The 19691-nt window shown below is 73.1% G+C and carries 15 protein-coding genes; 6 read left to right on the forward strand and 9 right to left on the reverse strand.

The genetic code is table 11. The features are described 5' to 3' along the window. Positions 1-51 precede the first annotated feature (51 nt). Complete coding sequence (locus SYYSPA8_RS33935) at positions 52-828, reverse strand: AfsA-related hotdog domain-containing protein (protein ID WP_323451273.1); 777 nt, start codon at positions 826-828, stop codon at positions 52-54. A gap of 973 nt (positions 829-1801) precedes the next feature. Beyond that, positions 1802-2401: a TetR/AcrR family transcriptional regulator gene (locus tag SYYSPA8_RS33940; RefSeq protein WP_323451274.1), complete on the reverse strand. Its 600-nt coding sequence runs from the start codon at positions 2399-2401 to the stop codon at positions 1802-1804. A gap of 72 nt (positions 2402-2473) precedes the next feature. Here SYYSPA8_RS33940 and SYYSPA8_RS33945 point away from each other — a divergent pair, with 72 nt between their 5' ends. The 3 genes from SYYSPA8_RS33945 to SYYSPA8_RS33955 all read left to right on the forward strand — a co-directional run bounded on the left by SYYSPA8_RS33945 (position 2474) and on the right by SYYSPA8_RS33955 (position 5016). Next, positions 2474-3805, forward strand: coding sequence for an MFS transporter (locus tag SYYSPA8_RS33945; protein WP_323451275.1), 1332 nt, complete (start codon positions 2474-2476; stop codon positions 3803-3805). A 137-nt stretch (positions 3806-3942) separates the two neighbouring features. Beyond that, on the forward strand, positions 3943-4764 hold the full coding sequence (locus tag SYYSPA8_RS33950; RefSeq protein ID WP_323451276.1) for a hypothetical protein: 822 nt from the start codon (positions 3943-3945) through the stop codon (positions 4762-4764). A gap of 54 nt (positions 4765-4818) precedes the next feature. Then, on the forward strand, positions 4819-5016 hold the full coding sequence (locus tag SYYSPA8_RS33955) for a hypothetical protein (protein WP_323451277.1): 198 nt from the start codon (positions 4819-4821) through the stop codon (positions 5014-5016). 171 nt (positions 5017-5187) lie between these two features. Here SYYSPA8_RS33955 and SYYSPA8_RS33960 read toward each other — a convergent pair whose 3' ends face one another. The 3 genes from SYYSPA8_RS33960 to SYYSPA8_RS33970 all read right to left on the reverse strand — a co-directional run bounded on the left by SYYSPA8_RS33960 (position 5188) and on the right by SYYSPA8_RS33970 (position 7529). Further along, a complete protein-coding gene (locus SYYSPA8_RS33960; RefSeq protein ID WP_323451278.1) occupies positions 5188-6210 on the reverse strand; it encodes a nucleoside triphosphate pyrophosphohydrolase in 1023 nt (340 codons plus the stop codon). A gap of 18 nt (positions 6211-6228) precedes the next feature. After that, the gene (locus tag SYYSPA8_RS33965; protein ID WP_323451279.1) at positions 6229-6900 is read right to left on the reverse strand and encodes a SurA N-terminal domain-containing protein; all 672 of its coding nucleotides are present in this window, start codon (positions 6898-6900) and stop codon (positions 6229-6231) included. A gap of 152 nt (positions 6901-7052) precedes the next feature. Further along, on the reverse strand, positions 7053-7529 hold the full coding sequence (locus tag SYYSPA8_RS33970) for a GtrA family protein (protein ID WP_323451280.1): 477 nt from the start codon (positions 7527-7529) through the stop codon (positions 7053-7055). Between the two features lie 252 nt (positions 7530-7781). Between SYYSPA8_RS33970 and SYYSPA8_RS33975 the strand changes: the two genes are divergently transcribed. Further along, entirely contained in the window at positions 7782-9284 is a 1503-nt protein-coding gene (locus SYYSPA8_RS33975; protein ID WP_323451281.1) for an FG-GAP-like repeat-containing protein, read from the forward strand. A gap of 61 nt (positions 9285-9345) precedes the next feature. On the opposite strand, the gene SYYSPA8_RS33980 is transcribed toward SYYSPA8_RS33975, so the two are convergent. The 3 genes from SYYSPA8_RS33980 to SYYSPA8_RS33990 all read right to left on the reverse strand — a co-directional run bounded on the left by SYYSPA8_RS33980 (position 9346) and on the right by SYYSPA8_RS33990 (position 13899). Beyond that, the gene (locus tag SYYSPA8_RS33980; protein WP_323451282.1) at positions 9346-10929 is read right to left on the reverse strand and encodes a serine/threonine-protein kinase; all 1584 of its coding nucleotides are present in this window, start codon (positions 10927-10929) and stop codon (positions 9346-9348) included. Continuing rightward, positions 10926-11609 carry a hypothetical protein gene (locus tag SYYSPA8_RS33985; protein WP_323451283.1) on the reverse strand — a complete coding sequence of 228 codons (684 nt, stop codon included), beginning with the start codon at positions 11607-11609 and terminating at the stop codon, positions 10926-10928. The genes SYYSPA8_RS33980 and SYYSPA8_RS33985 overlap by 4 nt, the downstream gene beginning before the upstream one ends. A 145-nt stretch (positions 11610-11754) precedes the next feature. Next, on the reverse strand, positions 11755-13899 hold the full coding sequence (locus SYYSPA8_RS33990; RefSeq protein WP_323451284.1) for an N-6 DNA methylase: 2145 nt from the start codon (positions 13897-13899) through the stop codon (positions 11755-11757). Positions 13900-14113: 214 nt separating this feature from the next. Between SYYSPA8_RS33990 and SYYSPA8_RS33995 the strand changes: the two genes are divergently transcribed. Continuing rightward, positions 14114-15109 (forward strand): DUF4352 domain-containing protein, encoded by a 996-nt coding sequence (locus tag SYYSPA8_RS33995; RefSeq protein WP_323451285.1) that lies wholly within the window; start codon positions 14114-14116, stop codon positions 15107-15109. Positions 15110-15180: 71 nt separating this feature from the next. Here the strand turns inward: SYYSPA8_RS33995 and mfd are convergent, their stop codons facing one another. Next, positions 15181-18717: a transcription-repair coupling factor gene (mfd, locus tag SYYSPA8_RS34000; RefSeq protein WP_323451286.1), complete on the reverse strand. Its 3537-nt coding sequence runs from the start codon at positions 18715-18717 to the stop codon at positions 15181-15183. Positions 18718-18930: 213 nt separating this feature from the next. Between mfd and SYYSPA8_RS34005 the strand changes: the two genes are divergently transcribed. Next, the gene (locus tag SYYSPA8_RS34005) at positions 18931-19425 is read left to right on the forward strand and encodes a SigE family RNA polymerase sigma factor (protein ID WP_323451287.1); all 495 of its coding nucleotides are present in this window, start codon (positions 18931-18933) and stop codon (positions 19423-19425) included. Positions 19426-19691 lie beyond the last annotated feature (266 nt).

Raw genomic sequence — 19691 nt, forward strand, 5'->3', positions numbered from 1 at the left:
GACGGGAGAGGAAGGGAAGGAACGGGGAGGTGCGAGGGGTGTACGGGGTGGTCAGGCGACGGCGACGGGTGCCTCGGCGCCGCCGCCCAGGGCCTTCGCCACCGCGGCGGCGGCCAGGCGGTGTTCCTTGGGCGCCAGGCGGGCCGCGTCGAACGCGGTGAACGTGGTCCGCGCGTGCGCCGCGCGGGTGCCGGTCTGGTGGAGTTCCTGTTCGACGGTGAACTTCAGCTTCGCCGGGTCGCTGGTGTCGGACTCGGTCACGACGCAGGTGATGTCCGCGTCGAGCGGGAAGAGGAAGTTGTCGAAGCTGATCTCCATCGAGTGCCAGATGTAGTAGTACTTCCGCTGCGGCCACTGGGACGCGACGAACTTCTCGCAGAACGCGATGAACATCTGCCGGAACGCCTCGATGGCGACCATGCCCTGGACGTGCTCACCGGTCTGGTGGTCGAGCAGCAGCTCGTTGTCGGAGTGCAGCCGCAGCCCGGCGCGGTAGGTGCGGTCGTCCTGCCGCTGCAAGCCCGCGACCAGGACGTTCGCCTCGCGGTACTTGTGTGCCTCGGCCCGTGCGGCGATGACCGGGTTGTTGGGCTGCATCAGGATCTTGCGGCTCAGGCCGGCGCGCTCCAGGGCGGCGCGGATGTAGCCGCGGTCGAACTCGTCGATGCCCTGCCCCTCCCACAGCAGCATGGGTCCGGCGAGGTCGTCGTAGGTTCCCGAACCGACCGCGGATACGAAGCTGCTGACGGTGCGCACGGATTCGTGTCTGGCGAAGGACGCGAAGCGGTCCCCGACCAAGCAGACGCTCTTGAGGGTGTGTTCGGACATGGCTCCTCCGATAAATCGGGTGGTGACGGCCTTGGAAACCAGATGGCAGGCCGCGGAAACATGGCGATCCGCAGGCGAAGACGGCACGTTTCGCCAGAAAGTCGAGAGGGTCGATTACCAGCCAACCGGCACCACGATGTGCCCGGGCGGCTACGGTTCGGCGGCGTGGGGGGCCCGCCTCGCGGAGTGGGTCAGACTCGCGGGGCCGGGCGCCGCGACCTGCCACGGGACGTGTGGTTCTCCCCTGTCCCATGGAGGCGGGTGGCGTCCTGATTCGAGCCGCGGTGGGCAAGGTTCGGCAGTCCGCACAGAAAAGCGGAGCCTCACCATCCGCGGAAATCACGGAGCATGGAAATAACGGAGCGTGAAAGGCATTCGGGGCAGGCAGGCTCGTCGACTCGGGAACCCGAGAGCGCAGGCCTCGCGAACGGAAGCCGGAGAACTCGCGAACCGAGCGTCACGGGATGCCGGGACCCCGGAGAGTCCGCACGGACACATGGCGCATGAACATGTCAGTGCGTGAACATGGGCTTGCAGGCGTCGCAGCGCGCACACACAAAACAATAAGGAATCGTTAAATCCGCATCAGGCACGCCGAGTTGGCCGCACCGGAGCCGAAAGTGTACGCTTGAGAAAGCTTCACCCATTCGGCATGGAGACAGCCCAGGGTGACAGCGGTCAATTCAGCGAAAACAAGCCAGTTGGCCAGTACACCTGGTCAGGGCGTACAGGCCAGACAGTCGACGGTCTCCCAAGTTGGGTCGCTGACCTGGCTGTTTACAAGAGCGGCCGGGCTACTTGATACACAGAACATAGATCCCCCCACAGGTCTATCCGCACGTTCCCCTGTCGCAGGAGTACTTCCCTTTACTCCTCGCGACAGGTGAAACCTTGCCAAACATCCAGTTGGTTGGCAAGCCCGAGTGACACGCTTAACGTAATTCACACGGGCCGCCCGGCCACCCCACCTCCGCTACTCGGGCGCGTCGGCCCCGCGAATTCCATTCACCAGACCCGCCGCCAGGTCCACCACGGCACCACGGACGACCTCGGGTGAATCCGCCTCCTCCACACGGGAGCCGACGATCAGCCGGGTGAGCTGAGGAACCGCGTTCGGCCAGGCCGCGAGGCCGATGAGGGACAGCAGCACGACGGCCGCGCGGGGGCCGGAGCCGATACCGAGCCGGCTCGCGAGGGCGTCCACCTTCAGGGCGTAGCCGTCGGCCCGCCGCTGCTCGCCGGGCAGCTCGCTCCCGCCATGGCTCAACGCCTCCCACAGCAGCAGCCGCAGCAGCTCGGGCCGCTCCCGGTGGAAGTCGTACACCGACCCCACCCAGGCCGCGACGTCGTCGCCCGGCTTGCCCACCGCCTCGGTGAGTTCGTCCATCGCGGCGCTCACCGTCGCCGCGAACAACCCCTCCTTGCTGCCGAAGTGGCCATAGACCCGCTCCTTGTTGACCCCGGCCCGCTCCGCGATGCGGTCGACCCGGGCGCCCGCCACCCCCAGGGCGGCGAACTCCTGCCGGGCGGCCCCCAGGAGCTTCTGCCTCGTAACGGCTGTATCTCTTGCCATGCTCACACCTTACCCAACCAAACAGTTGGAACTACCTTGACACCCAACTAGTTGGTTGGTCTCATGTGAGGCATGACAACCGACTCGAACGTCACGCCACAGTCGGCTCTTCGGGTCGGCGCGCCGACCCCCGCGCCAGGCGTGCCACACGCCGGCGGCGCCTCCCCCTCCCCCCACACCACCCCGGTTCCGGCCCCGACCTCCTCCGGGGCCGGGACCGGGGCGGCGGCCGGGGAAGGGAACGCCTCCTTCGGCACCTCCGTGCCGGCCCTGTGCGCGGTGGGCATCCTGATCGTCGGACAGCTCTACACCGTGCTCCCGGTCCTGGACGACCTCGCCGGCTCCTGGTCCACGAGCACCTCGGCGGCCGGCTGGGCCACCACCGCCTTCGGCTTCGGGTACGCCGCCGGATTCCTGTTCTCCGGGCCCCTCTCGGACCGCTTCGGCCGGCGCCGGCTCATCGTCACCGGGCTGCTGATCACCGCGCTCGCCACGGTCGCCGTCACCCTGGCGCCCAACCTCGTGGTGGGCTGCGCCATCCGCGCCGTGCAGGGCCTGGCGGCGGCCACCTTCGCGCCCGCCGCCTTCGCCTATATCGCCGAACGGGTCGAACCGGCCCGGCGGGTCGCCGCCATGACCTGGCTGACCAGCTCGTTCCTCTCAGCCGGCGTGCTGGGCCAGGTCTTCTCGCAGTCCGTGGCCGAAGCCTGGAACTGGCAGACCGTCTTTCTGATCTGCGCCGCGGCCATGGTCGGCGGCGCGGTGCTGCTGCGCACCGTGCTCCTGCCCGACCGCGACACCGCCACCACCTCGGCCCTGGACGCCTACCGGGCCATGGGCCGGCTGCTCACCAAGCCGTCGCTGGTGCTGTTCCTGCTGGCCACACTCACCCTGCTGTGCGGCTTCGTCGCCGCCTACACCGCACTCCAGCTCATGGGCCCCGGCTCGCTGAGCGAGAGGCCCGACGCGATGCTGCTCCTGCGGGCCAGCTCGCTGCCCGCCATGGTGCTGGTCCCGCTGGTCACGCCCTTCCTCGTCCGGCTGCCCGCCGCGCGCCGGGTGGTGGGGGCCCTGCTCCTGGCGGGCGCGGTGAGCGGGGCGACGGCCCTGTTGGCCGCCGGTGACGGCCTCGGTCTCGTGACCCTCGGCGCGCTGATGTTCGTCTTCGTCTTCGGTATCGCGGTCACCGCGCCGGCCCTGGTCGAGGCCATCGGATCCCAGGCGGGAGCGGCCCGCGGCGCGGCCGTCGCGCTCTACACCTTCACCCTCTTCGTCGGCGCGAGCCTCGGCCCTCTGCTGGCGACGTCCGCCGGCGACAGCTTCGCGACCGTCTCCGCCGTGATCGCCGGGGTCCTGTGCGCCGGTGCGGCGCTGGCGGCCGCGGGGCAGCAACTGCGCCGCTGAACACCCGCGGGCACACCGGGCGCAGCCGCCCGGTCCGCTCCGATCCCCCACGAGGGGACCGGCCGTGTCCGCGGCAGGGCGCGCAACCGCCGCCATCACGCGGAAGGCCCACACCGCAAGGAAGGAACGACACACCCATGCGATCCCGCATCATCATCCCGGCCCTCGCCCTCGGCGGAGCCGTCGTGCTGGGCACGACGCTGCTGGTCAACGCCGACGACAGCGACGCCTCCCCCACCGCCACCGCGACCAGCACGCAGACCCGTCCGCCCGGGGCACCGGTGGACGACGCCGCGCAGAGCGCGCGGGAGAAGAAGCAGGAGAAGAAGAACGTGACAGCAGCGACCCAGGGCAGCGCCCAGGAGAACTCCGCCGCCGCCCGCCAGTCCCAGCAGTCCCTGGCCGACGCGGGGCTCTCCATCCCGGACGGCTGGCGGCCCGTGCAGGTCCGCGAGGAGAAGCACGAGGACCGCGCGGTCACCGTCGTCCGCTACGAACAGGGCACCGAGCGCACGATCGGCGGCGAGCACATCACCTCCGTCGTGGACGGCGAGGGCACCCTGCTCGGCTACACCCGGATGACCCTGGACGCCGCAGGCTCGTCCGTGCCCTCCAGCTCGACGGCGGAGAAGGCGGCCTTCGACTGGATGGAGCGCTTCGTCCCGGAGCACTCCGCGGGCCTGTCCGTGCAGTGGGTGGACCAGCACGACGAGGAAGTGCGCGACGAGTCCGGGGCCAAGCACACCATCTCCGGCGCCAAGGTCAAGAGCCACCACGAGAACGGCCTCTACACCTGGGTGATCGTGGACGACGAGGGCGAGGTCATCAGCTACGAGCGGGACATCCGCTGGGACGGCTCCGCGGGCCGGCGGGCCACGCAGATGTGGCTGCACGACAAGTGGATCGCCGCCCGCGAGGGCAGCGGCCCCCAGCCCGAATCGCCGTACGCGAGGGCCTGAGCCCTCCGCCCTCCCCCTGTCCCGACCCACCCAGCGCCGAGAAAGGCGACGACCGTGAACAGCGTCACCCTGCCCCCCACCCGCACCACCGCACCGGGGTCGGCCGCCGGTACGGGAGACCCGGCCCGGGACCGGGCCCTCCCCGACTCGGCCTTCTGCACCTGCGGCTGCGCGGTGGCCACCTGGTCCATGCCGGACGCCCCCACCGTCCACCGGGCCGCGCCGGCCCTCCCGGGCCACACCCGCGGGTAGAACCACCCGTCCCGGGCACCGCCTGAGCACCGGCGGTCCCGCAGCCCGGTCCCGGCGGCGCCACCCGTCCCCCGCGGGCGGCTGCCGGGGCCGGAGCCCCGGACACCGGTCCCGGCAGAGCGCTCCCGTCCCCCGTGAGCCTCTGCCGGGACCGGCCCTTTTCCCCGCCGGTTACGTGTTCTCGTGGGACTCCGCGTCCCCGTGCGGGTCCCGGGTGCCCGCCCCGGTCTCCCCGGCCGATTCGGCCGCGCGGATGGCGGCGCGATAGGCGCGGCCCGCCGCACGCAGTTCCGCCTCCGGGTCCGTGCCCGCCGCGTCCGCCCGGACGGCGAGGGCCAGCAGCTCCGCGCCCGTACCGCCGGTGTCCGGGAGCGGCACGTCCAGACCCGCCGTCCGCACCCGGGACGCCAGCTTCGCGACCAGCGCGAGCGCGGGCTGCCCCGGCGGAATGCCGTCGGTGACCGACTCCCGGTCCTTCTCCTCGGCCTTCGCCCGCAGCCAGTGCGCGCGGACCTCGTCCGGGGTGTCCGCGTGCTCCTCGCCGAAGACATGCGGATGCCGGTGGATCAGCTTCTCCACGATGGTGGCGGCGACATCGTCCACGGAGAACGGCTCCTCGGCGTCCTCCTCGGCGATCCTGGCGTGGAAGACGACCTGGAGGAGGACGTCCCCCAGCTCCTCGCGCAGTTCGTCGCGGTCGCCGTCCTCGATCGCCTCGACCAGCTCGTACGCCTCCTCGATGGCGTACTTCGCGAGCCCCTCGTGGGTCTTCGCCGCCGACCAGGGGCACTCGGCCCGGATCCGGTCCATGACCTGGACGAGGTCGAGCAGCCGGCTGCCGGGCAGGTCGTACGAGCCGGGCAGCAGCTCAAGATCCGGCATGGCCTCGCGGCCCGAGCCCGCCAGCCGGGCGAGCCCGTCGGTCAGCGGCCCCTCGCCCTCGCCGGTGGCGACGACCACCACGGTCGCCCCCGTGGCGCACTGGTCGACCAGCTCGCGGGCGGTGGGCGCGGCGATCTCCACGGTGACGCCCGCCTCGCGCAGATAGGGCAGCTGGGGGTGGCCGGGATCGGCGCAGAGCACCCGGTCGGCCGCGTGCAGCAGCTGCCACGCGGGCCAGGACAGCAGCCCGGGGGCCACCCGGTGGCTGGCGGTGAGCAGGACGATTCGGCCGGTGGCGGGGGTGGTGGTCACCCCCCGAACCTACCGGTGTCACGCGCCGCCGGGCTGGGCGGGCTGCGGCTGCGGCTGCGGCTGCGGCTGCTTGGTGATCTGCTTGATCCACGGGGCCTTGTAGTCGCCCAGCTCCAGCTGCTGGTCCTTCCACTGCCCGAAGCGCGGATTCACGTCGATGTCGAGGGCCTTCGCGGCGGCGACGAAGGCACGGTTCAGCTTCTCCTGCCCGTCGGGGGCCCCGGAGGCGCCCACGGACTCGGCCAGCTTGCTGATCTGGATCTCGCGCCGGATGGCGTCGTCGATCCGGTCGGGGGCGACCCCGCGCTCCTGGAGATAGGCGGCTTCGAGCTGCTGCTCGCCGCCGGACTGCTGGACCAGACCGCCGCGGGTCTGCTGGATCTCCTTGCGGCTCACGCGCACGCCCGCGTCCTGGGCGGCGCGGTCCACCACCCGGTCCACGATGATGTCGTAGAGCTTGGCCCGGCTCAGCTGCCCGCTGTCCTTGATCAGCTGGGCGGCCTGGGGCGAGCGGGCCTGGGCGGCGCGGACGTCCTTCGCGGCGGCCTGCACGGTGGACACCTCGACCCGTTGCCCGCCGATGAGGGCCGCGGCGCCGGGGCGGGCCTCCTCACCGCAGGCGGCGAGCAGGGGCGTGGCGATGAGCAGCGCGGTGGACGCGGTGATCGCGGTGCGACGGCGGCGGTGCAAAGGATCCTCCCGACATTGTTTGTGCGGTGGTTCACAAGGCCCTGCGGTGATGATGTTAGGCAGTCGGACGCGGCCTCGGCCACCACTTCGCCCGCACTGATTGCGATCAGTCGCCGATCGGATCCCGATCGGTCCGCCCGCGCCGGCGCCGATCAGAGGGAGCGGACGGATATCGCCCCGGTGTCCGGCTCCGGCTCGGCCTCCGTGCGCGCGGGGGCCTGCGCCGCCTGTCCCGGGCCGCCGGCGTCCCGGCCCGCCTTCTCCGGCCGGAGCATGATCGTGCGGGAGAGGACGAAGGTGACCGGGATGGCGGCCGCCGCCGCGATCAGGGGCGCGTACCGGCTCCCGAACTCCAGGACGTCCACCAGGAGGTAGACACCGGCCGTGGTGATCACGAAGTTGGCCGCGTTGGTGAGCGGGAAGAGGAGGAACTTCCGCCAGGTGGGCCGGGTGCGGTAGGTGAAGTACGAGGTGAGGAAGAAGGAGCCGACCATGCTCAGCGCGAAGGCGGCCACATGGGCGGCGACGTACGGCAGCCTCAGCAGGAGGAGGAGATAGAGGCCGTAGTACGTGCCCGTGTTCACCGCTCCGACCAGGGCGAAGCGGAACAGCTGCCCCCGTACTGTCATCGTGGCGAACTCCCCCGTGCGGGTCCTGCGGCTGTGCGGTCCCCCTTAGCGTGACACACGCCCCGGCCCACTCCCGTGACCCTCCCGCGTCCCGCCGTCGCGGTCGCCGGACACCTCGCCGCCGCCCTCGCCGGACGCGGGCACAACCCTTTGGCCCGCTCGCAGGTCACACGTGTCGCACCGGCGGAATCCGCCGGATACGCGGGCGACTTGACCGAGCGCCCGCGCAGCCGTACGCACGAAAGGCTGATCATGAATTCCCATCGACTCGCCCGGGGCCCGGTGCTCGCCGCCGCCGTCATGGCCGCCGCCGCCCTGACCGCTCCCCTGGCGATCGCCGCGCCCGCCGCCGCGCCCGCCCCGCCGAAGAAGGCGGCCGCGAAGCCGAACGACTTCAACGGCGACGGCATCCGCGACCTCGCCGTCGGTGCGCCCGGCGGCACCGCGGGCAAGGTCGCGAAGGCCGGGCACGTCTCCGTTCTGTACGGGTCGAAGAGCAAGCCGCTGACCGCGCAGAAGCAGCTGTTCCACCAGGACTCGCCGGGGGTGTCCGGCACCGCGGCCGCCGGCGACCGGTACGGGGACAGCCTGGCCGGCGCCGACCTCGACCGGGACGGCTACGCCGACCTGGTGGTGGGCGCCCCCGGGGACACCATCGGCGGCCACGGCCCGAACCGGGGCTCGGTCTCCGTGCTCTGGGGCTCTCCGAAGGGGCTCACCGCCGGACCGACTCTGGCGACGGGCGGGGCGGACACCGATCTCGTCGGCCTGCGCCTGGCGGTGGGCGACTTCGACGGCGACGGGGACCAGGATCTGGCCCTCACCGAGAGCCAGGCCAACCTGCGGATACTGTCCGGCCCGTTGAAGCGGGACGGCTCGGCCACCGGCGTCCGGGCGATCACCGACCAGGACAATCTGCACCGGATCACCGACCTGGCCGCCGGGGACGTCAACAAGGACGGCCGCACCGACCTCGTCGCCTCGCGCTACAACAGCGACATGTACGAGTACCCGGACACCGCCGTGTGGCAGGGGACGGCCCAGGGTCCGGCGGCGACGCCGAAGGTCGTCAAGACCAAGCGCATGGACATCCAGGGCGGCGACAACCTGGACGTCGGCGATGTCAACAAGGACGGGTACGCGGACATCGTCGTCGGGAAGGACGACTTCCGCGAGTTCGACATGGACGGCGGCAAGGGCGGCCGGATCCTCTTCTACCCGGGCTCCGCGAAGGGCGCCGACGGGTCGAAGGCGGTCGTGTGGACCCAGGACACCCAGGGGGTGCCCGGCACCGCCGCCTACCGTGACTACTTCGGCTCCGGTGTGACCGTGGCCGACGTGGACGGCGACGGCTACGGGGACATCGCCTCGGGCCTGCCGGGCAAGACCGTCGACAAGGCGAAGAAGGCCGGTTCGGTGCTGGTGCTGCGCGGCTCCGCGAAGGGCCCGACCACCACCGGCGCGAAGGTCTTCACCCAGAGCACCGCCGGGGTGCCGGGCGCGTCCGAGGCGAACGACACCTTCGGCGCGAGCGTCGGCGTCACCGACCTGAACGGCGACAACCGTCCCGAGCTGGTCGTCGGCGGCACCGGCGAGGACAAGGGCGCGGGCGCGGTCTGGGTCCTGAAGGGCACGAAGACCGGCCCGGCCACCACCGGCGCGATCACCTTCGGCAACGGCACGGTGGGCGCTCCGGCCGCCGTGAACAGCGGGTTCGGTTCGGCGTTCGCCAACTTCACCACCTACTGGCACTGAAACGACAGCGGCCGTCCGGCGGGGGCCCCCGCCGGGCGGCCGTGTCATATCGTCCGGCGCGTCACGGCGTACGGAACCGCTGCTGGTGGTCGAGCGCGCGGCGCAGTTCGCCCGCGAGCGGGTGGTAGGGGCCGTAGCCGCGTTCCGCGTCGTACAGCAGGGCCTGGAGCTGGGCCCGGCCGCCGGTGTGGTCGCCGAGGGCCAGCAGCAGGTTCCCGATCCGGTGCCGGATGTCGAAGGCGCGCGCCCGGTCGGCGACGCCCTGGTGGTACGGGAGCAGCGCGCGGTACTCGGCGAGGGCGGCGGCCGGTTCGCCGAGCTGTTCCAGGCACTGGGCGGCGTCATAGCGGTACTGGAGGGCCTGCGGGTCGGCGGCGCCCGCCTCGGTGGCGCGTTCCTCGGCGAGGCGGCGCAGTTCGGGCAGGGCCCGGCGGTACTGGCCGTCGTCCATGAGGGTGCTGGCGTACTGCTTGCGCAGGATGCGGACGACGGGTGAGTGCTCGCCGTGCTCGGCGGCGGCCGCCGGGAGGATGGAGCCGAGGACGTCGACGGCCTGGGTGATGCCGCCCTCGCCGAGGAGGCGTTTGACCTCGTCCACGGCGGCGGCCACGTCGACGCGCGGAGCGACGGGTTCCACCGCAACCGCCGGGACGGACGGGGTGACCGGGGCGGCCGGGGCAGGGGGTGCCTGGGGTGCGGGCCGGTCGGGCCAGGGGGCCCAGGGCCGCAGGAAGGGCCGCGCCGGGTCGAGCGGGCGGCCGGGGGGCACCGTGCCGACGGGGGCGCGCGGGTCGCCGACGGGGGTGCCGCGCGCGGGCAGCAGCGGCGCCAGTGCCTCGTACACCTCCTGCGCGCCGGAGGGCCGGTGCTGCGGGTCCTTGGCGAGCAGCCGCAGGACGAGCGCTTCCAGTGCCCCGGGGATCGCGGGCCGCTCCCGGCGGACCGGCGGCGGCGGGTCGTAGAGGTGCCGGTGGAGCACGCCGAGGGCGGTGGACCCGGCGAAGGGGACGGACCCGGTGAGGAGTTCGTGGAGCAGCACCCCGAGGGCGTACAGATCGGTGTACGGGCCGACCGCGCCGCCCATGGCCTGTTCGGGGGCCATGTATGCGGGGCTGCCGATGGGGGAGCCGGTGTGGGTGAGGCGGGTGGTGTCGGTGTCGATGACGGAGGCGACGCCGAGGTCGAGCACGGTGACGGTGCCGTCGGGTTTGATCATCACATTGCGGGGTTTGAGGTCGCGGTGGACGATCGGCACCGCGTGGACGGCGGCGAGGACGGCGCACAGCTGCGCGGCCACGCAGACGGCCCACTGCCAGGGGTAGGGCTCGTGCTCGGCGAGGTGGTCGGCGAGGTCGGCGCCCTCGACGTACTGCATGACGAGGTAGAGGTCGTCGTCGTCGCCGCCCGCGTCGTGGACGGTGACGAGGCCGGGGTGGGTGACCTGGGCGGTGACCCGGCATTCGCGGAGGAAGCGGCGGCGCATCTCGTCGGCGGCGGTGGCGGCGGCCATCCGGTCGGGCCGCAGCAGCTTGACGGCGACGCGGCGGTCGAGCCGGCCGTCGTACGCGGTCCACACCTGGCCCATGCCGCCCTGGCCGATGACGGTGGAGAGTTCGTAGCGGCCGGCGATGACGCGCCCGTTCACCGGTCCCGCTCTCTGCGGAGGTAGTCGCTCAGCTCGTCGAGTTCGGCGCGGACCTGCTCGATCCGGGGCGCGGGTACGGGCCGGGGCGGTGTCGGTGCCGGCGGCGGTGTCGGTGTCGGTGTCGCGGTGTACGGGGAGGGCTGTACGGGCGGCGGCGGCTGCTGGGCGGGGTACCCGTAGCCGGGCGCGGTCCGCCGGGGCTGTGCCGGGGCCTGGGGGTATCCGTAGCCGGGGGCCGGGGGCGGGCCGAAGGCGGCGGGTGCGGTGGTCCCGTACGCCGGGTGCGCGGTCCCGGGGGCGGCGGCGGTCCGCGTACCGAGCTGCTGGAAGTAGCGCAGCTCCACGACGAGGTAGTGCACCGGGACTCCGATGCCCATGGCCACCATGGCGAGCAGGGCGACGACTTCGGGGCCGGAGGCGGTGTCCGGTTCCTTCTTCGCGGTCTCGTCGGTCGCGCCGAAGTCGGCCACGAAGACGAAGAGGGCCACGGCGAGGGCGAGGCACGCCCAGAACAGCACCCAGTCCAGGGGGCGTCGGCGGAGCACCGCGAGCCGCAGCATCGGGGCCCAGGACAGCAGGCCGAGGCTGAGGAGGGAGATCACGACGAAGAAGCCGCGCAGCGCGAAGAGCGTCGCGGTCGCCGGACGGCGTCCGGGGGACGGCGGGGCGTGGCCGTGCATGTCCGCTCCTGATGGCCTGGGGACGAGGCTGACAACCTGAACAGGGGATGAGCGTATACACCGACCGGCGCGAGGGCCGCCGGGTTGTGGCACGACGGCGAGCGGCGGGCCTGTCCCGGGGTCCGTCGGGCAGCGGCGGGCCGGCTCAGCCCGGCGGTACGGTCCCGTCCGTCAGCCCGTCGAACAGTCCCCGCACGAGCCGTTCGCCGAGCCGGCCCGCGAGCCTGAGCGCGTCCTCGAAGGCGGCGAGGGCGCGGAAGCGTTCGCCGTAGCGGCGCTGGTCGGCCAGGGGCAGCCGGGGCAGCTGGAGCCGGCGGACGTCGAGCCGGGTGGCGGTGGAGGCGTGGCTGCTGGCCTGGCGGGTGTTGGCGGTGCCGCGCAGGAAACCGGCGAGGAACCAGGGGTCGAGCGCGTCGGGCGCGGGCCGCAGCAGATGGAGGTTGCGGCCGAGGACGGCCCCGGCGGTGGCCTCGTCCACGACCCGGACGACGGAGCCGCCGCCGAGGACGGGGACGACGACGTCACCGGCCTGGACGCGGACGGCGTCGGCGGCGGCGCTGTCGGTGTCGGCTTCGGGCAGCGGCCCGGACGGGGGCGCCCCGGTGAGCACGTCCTGTTCGGTGAGGACGGCGGCGGTGGTGCCGGCGGGCGGCGCGGCTCCGGCGCCGGGGTGGGTGGTCCCGGCGCGGAGCAGCAGGGCCCCGGCGCGGGCCAGTTCGCCGACGGTGGTCAGCGGCCAGGGCGCGGGCGTCGCGGGCGGCGCGGGCCGCGGTGTCAGTTCGGCGGTGAGCCGCAGGGTGTCGGCGAGCCGTTCCCGTACGCGCAGCAGTTCACCGGCGTCGGCCCCGGTGGCGGGCGGGGGGACATGGCGGGCGGGGGCCAGGTCCACGTCGTCGTCGAGGAGTTCGATGACGGGGACGCGCCGGGCGGCGGCCGGGGTGTCGTCCGGCGCGCCGGGGGTGCCGGCGGCGAAGGGCCGCCAGGCGCCGAGGACGGCGTCGTGGACGGCGGGCCAGTCGATGCGGTCGCGGCCGCCGGTGGCGCCGGGCAGTTCGGCGGTGTCCACGAGGAGCAGTTCGGGGGCGGGTGCCTCGCCGGCGGCGGGCTTGCGCAGCACCCACAGGTGGAGCGGGATGCCGTAGGGGGGCGCGGCGCCGGCGGGCAGGGCGACGACGGCCCGCAGCGCGCCCCGGCGGAGCAGTCCGGCGCGGATGCGGCGGCCGGAGCGGCGGGAGGCGGCGGCGGGCGGCATCAGGACGACGGCGGTGCCGCCGGGCCGCAGCCGGGCCAGCGCGTGCTGGACCCAGGCGAGTTCGGACTCGGTGCGGGCGGGCAGGCCGTACTCCCAGCGCGGGTCGTAGGCCAGTTCGTCGTGGCCCCAGTTGCGTTCGTTGAACGGGGGGTGGACGAGGACGGTGTCGGCGCGGGCGTCGGGGAAGGCGTCGGCGCGCAGGCTGTCGGCGGCGCGGGCGCGGACGGCGGCGTCGGAGCCGAGGGCGAGCCGCAGCGCCGCAAGCGCGGTCGGGCCGGGGTCGGTGTCCTGGGCGAGGAGGGTCCCGGGGCGCGGGACGGCGGCGAGCAGCGCGCCGCTTCCGGCGGCGGGGTCGAGCACGGTCGAGCCCGGGGCGGGGTCGGCGACGGCGGCCATCAGGGCGGCGGCGGCTTCGGGGGTGGGGGTGTACTGCCGGGAGCCGGCGTCGAGGAAGCGGCCGTGGAGGAAGGCGAAGGCGTCGCGGGGCCCGAGTTCGGCGGCGAGCGCGGCGGCGGAGCGGAGCAGGGGCATCGATCCGGGGGCGGGCTGTCCGGGGGCGGGGAGCGCGGCCCGGAAGAGGTCGGCGCGGTCGGCACCGAAGCGGGCGGTGAGGACCTGTTCCAGCGCGGTGGGCAGGAGTTCGGCCATCCGCTCGTCGGCGGCCGCGGGGTCGGCAGCGGAGCCGGCAGCGGAGTCGGCAGCGGAGTCGGAGGAGTCGGCGAGTTCCCGCCAGAGGGCCGGGCGGTCCTGGACGAGGAGCAGGGCGCAGCCGGCGCGGACGAGGGCCGCGGTCAGGGACTCGGGGTCGTCGGCGAGCTGCTGCCAGAGCCGTTCCCGGAGCGGCACTTCGGCGAGTTTGCCCTGCTCGCGGAGCCAGCGTTCGACATCGGCGAGGGCGAACGAGGGGCTGCTGTCGGTGCCGCCGACGGGCCGGGGGAAGTCGGCGTGGCGGCGGCGCCAGTTGCTGACGGCGGCCCGTCCGACGCCGGCCAGCCGGGCGATCCCGGCCGCGGTCACCTCGCTTGCGTGCTCCGGCACCTGCCCGCCTCCGTCATCCGTCGCCGCTGGTCAGAACCCCGTGTGTGCGGTCGAGCATAGCGCGGCACCCGGAGGAATCCCTTCACAGCGACCCGAAATCCTTTCCCGTGAACTCTTGTTGACTCGGTTCACAGCTCATGCTCTTATTGACCCGTCACCACGGGGGGCTCCCAGCGGGTCCCGATCACACCGCATGTCCGGGAGGGCACGACTCATGTCCCACTCCACGCACCAGGACCCCTATGGCCAGGGGCAGCAGCAGCCGTACGGGAACCAGCCGGGGTACGGGACCCCGGGCGGGCCGCAGACCACCGCCGGACACGGCGACGGATACGGCGACGGATACGGGCAGCAGCAGGCCCCGGCCGGATTCGGACAGCAGCCCCCGCCGCCGCAGCGGCGGATGCGCAACGGACTGGGCACGGCGGCGCTGATCCTCGGCATCATCGGCACGATCACCGGACTGATCCCGCTGCTCTTCTGGCTCGGCGGCACCCTGGGCCTGATCGCCCTGATCCTGGGGCTGAGCGGCCGGGGCCGGGTCAAGCGCGGCGAGGCCGGCAACAAGAAGACGGCCACCTTCGGCGCCCTGCTCGGCCTGGTGGCCATGGTCGTCGGGGTGATCGGCGCGGTGATCACCTTCAAGGCGGTGGACGACGCCGTGGACGAGATCGACAAGGCGGCCACCGGGGTCACCGCGACCAAGGAGCCCGGCTCCGACGACGGCTCGAAGAGCGGAACGAGCAAGAACAAGGGGAACAAGGGGAAGAAGGGGAAGGGAAAGGGCGCGGGCGGCGGCTCCGGCGACAGTGGCGGTGCCTCGGCGCTCGCGGCCGGCGACACCGCCTCGTACCCCGACGGGCTGAAGATCACGACCGCCGCGCCCCAGCCGTACACGCCCGACGAGTACGCGGCCGGCCACACCCGGGGCAACAAGGCGTACCTGGTGAAGGTCACCGTCGAGAACACCGGCGCCGAGAAGTTCGATTCGGCGCTGCTGATGGCCCAGGCCCGCGCCGGTGCCGAGGGGGTCACGGCCGAGGAGATCTTCGACGACACGGTCGGCGGGGGCATGACCGGCACCCTGATGCCCGGTAAGAAGGCCACCGTCAGCTACGCCTTCGACACCCCGCCCACCGCGAAGGACCTCACCGTGGAGATCACCCCCGGCTTCGAGCACGACGCCTCCCAGTGGGAGCTGGCGCTCTAACGAAAGGGAGTGCGGCCCGCCCACCGTCTCCGGTGGACGGGCCGCACTCCGCGCGTATCAGCGGGAGGCCGTCAGGACCCCAGGACCGTCGTCAGGAACTCGCCGGTCCAGGCCAGCAGCTCCCGCCCCACCACCGGCTTCCCGCCGATCTTCCCCGTGGTGGGGCGGGGCACCAGTACCTGCCCGGCCGCCGCCTTCACCACCGTGCGCGGGTACAGCCGCTTCAGCCGCAGCTCCTGCGACTCCCGCAGCTCCACCGGAGCGAAGCGGATATTGCTCCCCTGGAGCACGATCTCGCCGACCCCGCAGGCCCGCGCCAGCATCCGCAGCCCCGCCACCAGCAGCAGGTTCTCCACCGGCTCCGGCAGCTTGCCGTAACGGTCGGTCAGCTCCTCCCGGACCGCCCGCACGTCCTCCTCGGTGTTGGCCGAGGCGATCGAGCGGTACGCCTGGAGCCGCAGCCGCTCCCCGGGCGCGTAGTCGTGCGGCACATGGGCGTCCACCGGCAGCTCGATCTTGACCTCCAGCGGCGGCTCCTCCTCCACCCCGCCCTCCAGGGAGGCCCGGTAGTCGGCGACGGCCTCCCCCACCATCCGTACATACAGATCGAAGCCGACGCCCGCGATGTGCCCGGACTGCTCGCCGCCGAGGAGATTGCCCGCGCCCCGGATCTCCAGGTCCTTCATCGCGACATACATGCCCGCGCCCATCTCGGTGTGCTGCGCGATCGTCGCGAGCCGCTCGTGCGCGGTCTCCGTCAGCGGCTTCTCCGGCGGGTAGAGGAAGTACGCGTAACCCCGCTCCCGGCCCCGGCCCACCCGCCCGCGCAGCTGGTGCAGCTGCGAGAGGCCGAAGTTGTCGCCGCGCTCCACGATCAGGGTGTTGGCGTTGGAGATGTCGATCCCGGACTCCACGATCGTCGTGGAGACCAGCACGTCGAACTTCTTCTCCCAGAAGTCCACGACGACCTGTTCGAGGGCGGTCTCCGACATCTGGCCGTGGGCCGTCGCGATCCGCGCCTCCGGGACGATCTCCCGCAGCCGGGCCGCCGCCCGGTCGATGGACTCGACCCGGTTGTGGATGTAGAAGACCTGGCCCTCGCGGAGCAGTTCGCGCCGGATGGCCGCGCCGATCTGCTTCTCCTCGTACGGGCCGACGAAGGTGAGCACCGGGTGGCGCTCCTCCGGCGGGGTGGTGATGGTCGACATCTCCCGGATGCCGGTCACCGCCATCTCCAGGGTGCGCGGGATCGGCGTCGCGGACATCGTCAGCACATCGACGTTGGCGCGCAGCTTCTTCAGCTGCTCCTTGTGCTCGACGCCGAAGCGCTGCTCCTCGTCGACGATGACCAGGCCCAGGTCCTTGAACTTCGTCTCGGACGAGAAGAGGCGGTGGGTGCCGATGACGATGTCGACGGCGCCGTCCTTCAGTCCCTCCAGGGTCGCCTTCGCCTCGGTGTCGCTCTGGAAGCGGGAGAGCGCCCGCACATTCACCGGGAACTGGCCGTACCGCTCGGAGAAGGTGCCGTAGTGCTGCTGCACCAGCAGGGTGGTGGGGACGAGGACCGCGACCTGCTTGCCGTCCTGGACCGCCTTGAACGCGGCCCGCACCGCGATCTCCGTCTTGCCGTAGCCGACGTCGCCGCAGATCAGCCGGTCCATGGGGACGGTCTTCTCCATGTCCTCCTTGACCTCGGCGATGGTGGAGAGCTGATCGGGGGTCTCCGCGTACGGGAAGGCGTCCTCCAGCTCCCGCTGCCAGGGGGTGTCCGGGCCGAAGGCGTGCCCCGGCGCCGCCATCCGCGCCGAGTACAGCTTGATCAGGTCGGCGGCGATCTCCTTGACGGCCTTCTTCGCGCGGGCCTTGGTCTTGGTCCAGTCCGCGCCGCCGAGGCGGTGCAGGGTGGGGGCCTCGCCGCCGACGTACTTGGTGATCTGCTCCAGCTGGTCGGTGGGGATGTAGAGCCGGTCGCCGGGCTGGCCGCGCTTGGCCGGGGCGTACTCGACCACCAGGTACTCGCGGGTGGCGCCCTGGACCGTACGCTGCACCATCTCGATGTAGCGGCCCACGCCGTGCTGCTCGTGGACGATGTAGTCGCCGGTCTCCAGGGTGAGCGGGTCGATCGTCTTGCGGCGGCGGGTCGGCATCCGCTGGCCGTCCTTGCCGGCCGCCTTCTGGCCGGAGAGGTCGGTCTCGGTGAGGACGGCGAGCCGCAGCCCGGGGGCGGTGAAGCCGTAGTCGATCGAGCCGCAGACCACCTGGACGACGGCGGCCGGGATCTCGCCGGTGCCGCTGTCCAGCCGGGCGGGGACGCCCTCGCCGCTCAGCACCTCGACGGTACGGGCGGCCGGGCCGTGGGCCTCGGTGACGAAGACGACCCGCCAGCCGTCGGCCAGCCAGCCCTTGGTGTCGGCGAGGGCCCGCGCGGTGTCGCCCCGGTAGGACTCGGGGGCGCTCAGCCCCAGGGTGAGGGTGTCGCCGCTCAGCTCCTCGTCGGCGGCGAACGGGGACACCGACCACCACATCATGCCCAGCTCACGGGCGTGGTCCCGGACGTCGGCGATCCCCCACAGCGAGGCGGCGCCGACATCGATGGGGGCCTGGCCGTCGGCGGCCATGGCGATCGCCGCCCAGGACGCCTGGAGGAACTCCTGGCTGGTGGCGACGAGGTCGGCGGCCCGGGTACGGACCCGCTCCGGGTCGCAGACGACGGCCATGGACCCCTTCGGCAGCACGTCGAGCAGCAGCTCCATGTCGTCCACGAGGACCGGCGCCAGGGACTCCATGCCCTCGACGGCGATCCCCTCGGCGATCTTGCCGAGGAGTTCACGCAGCTCGGGGTGGGCCTCGGCAAGATCGGCGGCCCGGCTCCTGACATCGTCGGTGAGCAGCAGCTCACGGCAGGGCGGGGCCCACAGACCGTGCTCCGCGACCTCCAGCGACCGCTGGTCGGCGATCTTGAAGTAGCGGATCTCCTCGATGTCGTCGCCCCAGAACTCCACCCGCAGGGGGTGCTCCTCGGTGGGCGGGAAGACATCCAGGATGCCGCCGCGCACGGCGAACTCGCCGCGCTTCTCGACCAGCTCGACCCGGGAGTACGCGGCGGCCGCGAGCGCTTCGGTGATCTCGCCCAGATCGGCCTGCTGCCCGGTGCGCAGGGCCACGGGCTCCAGGTCGCCCAGGCCCTGGACCTGCGGTTGCAGTACGGAACGGATGGGCGCGACGACGACGGAGACGGGGCCGGCGGCCGGGTCGTCCGCCGACGGGTGGGCCAGCCGGCGCAGCACGGCGAGCCGCCGGCCCACGGTGTCGGAGCGGGGGGAGAGCCGCTCGTGCGGCAGGGTCTCCCACGCCGGGTACTCGACCACGCCCTCCTCGGGGAGCAGCGTGCGCAGGGCGGCCGCGAGGTCCTCGGCCTCCCTGCCGGTCGCGGTGACGGCGAGCACGGTGCGGCCGGAGTCCCGGGCGAGCGCGGCGAGCGCGAAGGGGCGGGCGGCGGGCGGTCCCACCAGGTCGACCTGGGTGCGGCTGCCGGCCCTGGCCGCCTTCACCGCCTCGGTGAGCGCGGGGTCGGGTACGACGGCATCGAGCAGACCGTGCAGGCTCATGAAAGGCTTTCCGTCCCGGGAAGTGGGTGAGAGGAGTGGGTGGGGCAGGGCTGGGCAACGCGAAGGGCCCGACACGTGTGACGGGCCGGGGGTTTCCAGCGTACGCCCGCCCACCGCGCCCCCGCCTCCGCGACCGGACACGCCGTCCGGGCCCGGGAAGAGCCCCCGGTGGGGGTGCCCGCCGCAGGACCGCCGTGACCAGCCAGGAGCCGTATGACCGACGAGGAGTTCGAGGAGTTCTACACGCACTCCGTGAAACACCTGGTCGGACAGGTGTATCTGATGACCGGGGATCTTCATGAGGCCCAGGACGTGGTGCAGGAGGCGTTCGTCCGGGGCTGGGCGCGGCGGGCCCGGCTGGAGCGGGACGCGGGCCCCGAGGCGTGGATCCGTACGGTCGCGTGGCGGCTCGCGGTGAGCCGCTGGCGGCGGCGGGGGCGGACCCTGGCGGCGTGGCGGCTGCGCGACGGCCATCTGCCGGGCACGGCGCCCGCGCCGGACCCGGAGACGGTGACGCTGGTGGCGGCGTTGCGGCGGCTGCCGGAGGGGCAGCGGCGGGTGGCCGTCCTCCACTATGTCTGCGATCTCAGTGTCGAGCAGGTGGCCGCCGAGACGGGGCTCGCGGCGGGCACGGTCAAGACCCATCTCTTCCGTGCGCGGGCCGCGCTGCGGCCCCACCTCGTATCCGAGGAGGAGCACTGTGTCTGAACGATCCGGAACCGCGGGGCCCGGGGCGGCGGTGGACCCGGCGCTGGCGCGGGCGTTGAAGCGGGCCGCCGTGGCCGGGGGCTCGGGGGTGGTGCCGGAGGTGGCGGGGCGGGTGATCGCCCGGGGGGCGCGGCGGCGCCGGATGCGGGCGGCCGGGGCGGCGGCGGTGGTCGGGGCGCTCGCCGTGTCGGGGGCGCTGACGGCGCTGTCGCTGCGGGGCCCGGAGCCCGGTGTCCCGGCGGTGGTGCCGGCCGCGACTCCGGCGG

Origin of the sequence: Streptomyces yaizuensis (assembly GCF_034961445.1) — a bacterium.
Classification (GTDB): Bacteria; Actinomycetota; Actinomycetes; order Streptomycetales; family Streptomycetaceae; genus Streptomyces; species Streptomyces yaizuensis.